The organism is Blautia sp. AF19-13LB (assembly GCF_003479105.1).
GTDB classification, from domain to species: Bacteria; Bacillota; Clostridia; order Lachnospirales; family Lachnospiraceae; genus Fusicatenibacter; species Fusicatenibacter saccharivorans.
In genome coordinates, this window is record NZ_QUGO01000063.1 from 1 (window position 1) to 1,164 (window position 1,164).

Below are 1,164 nucleotides of genomic sequence, written 5' to 3' on the forward strand. Positions count from 1 at the left end.
TGTGGCTATCGGAATCCGCTGGTGAAAAATCTGCGCATTCGTATCTGGGAGTGCCCCGGGTGTCATGCAGTTCATGACCGGGATACGAATGCAGGCATCAATATTTTGAAAAAAGGACTGCAGCTGCAGTCGGCATAAAGATAAGAAAACTGTACCGCAGGGCATGCGGGAACAGTATAAATATAGCCTGTGGACACCGTGTAAGACATTGCAGTACCGTAAGGTATTTGCCAATGCAATGGTGGAAGAAACAGGAATCCCCCTGCTTTAGCTGTGGGGAGTGTCAATCAATGATAAATCCCAGCCTGTAAAATTGAAAATAAATTGAAAATCACGAAATCGGAGGAGTTAATGATTATGTGGAATAAATTAGGCATAAGTGGAGGAACTGCAATTGTTATTTTGATCGCACTGTATTTCGTTATCAAATGGGCAGTGAAAAATGGTATCAAAGAAGCCTACAGTGCTATCACTGGAAAGAAAAAGAAAACGGATGAAGATGTCAGAAACGAAAAAGAACTGAAAGAACTTGGATTTGAGTTAGAAGATAAATAAAAGTTTTCAGGGGGGGTTATGAAGAAAAAAGTACTTGCAATTATGTTGGTTACGGTATCAATAATGTTGATTTCGGCGTGCGGGAAAAAAGAAAAACTGTACGAAATTCCTAACCTGTCGCAGTATAAGACAGATTATGTAGGAGATTCTTCGAATGTTATAAACATTGTAAGCGGTCAAGAGTATCCGGAGGGATACTCATATGACAGTATAGAGATACAGTCTGAAACAGAGCCTTATGGATTAACAGTTTTTCTAAAAGATGAGCCGTCTGCATCCAGGATTGCAGATGAATTGCAGGTCAATGCAGATATGACATTTAACTTGATTGGTAATTTGGGAACACTTGAGTATAGAATAGCAGACAGCAAAGAAATCATTGCATCGTATGAACGGTAGAAAGAGTATTCTTCAACTTTCAGTTCTATTGATTGAATAAGAGATGATATGGAAAGCATTTGTCAGGAATGGCAGGTGCTTTTTTTGTGCCCGGAGTGCTCCGGGTATTTTTGAGCCTTTTTTTATGAGATTTATGGGGAAGCTGCATATTCGAGAGTATGAAACTTTTTCTGTAAAATAATGTTTGGAAGGTTCTTCTATGATACAATA

General features: G+C 39.0%; 3 protein-coding genes. All 3 read left to right on the plus strand.

Going from position 1 to position 1,164, the window contains the following annotated elements; all coding sequences use genetic code 11:
• Nucleotides 1-138: zinc ribbon domain-containing protein (locus tag DWX32_RS20805; RefSeq protein WP_147398520.1), on the plus strand; the 138-nt coding region annotated here is incomplete at its 5' end.
• A gap of 219 nt (nt 139-357) precedes the next feature.
• Entirely contained in the window at nt 358-555 is a 198-nt protein-coding gene (locus tag DWX32_RS19230) for a DUF6019 family protein (RefSeq protein ID WP_117801763.1), read from the plus strand.
• 18 nt (nt 556-573) lie between these two features.
• Complete coding sequence (locus tag DWX32_RS19235) at nt 574-954, plus strand: DUF4825 domain-containing protein (protein WP_117801762.1); 381 nt, start codon at nt 574-576, stop codon at nt 952-954.
• The last annotated feature ends 210 nt before the right edge of the window (nt 955-1,164 follow it).

Coding starts and splice junctions, on each gene's coding strand:
- DWX32_RS19230 (WP_117801763.1), top strand. CDS start 358: ATGTGGAATAAATTAGGCATAAGTGGAGGAACTGCAATTGTTATTTTG.
- DWX32_RS19235 (WP_117801762.1), top strand. CDS start 574: ATGAAGAAAAAAGTACTTGCAATTATGTTGGTTACGGTATCAATAATG.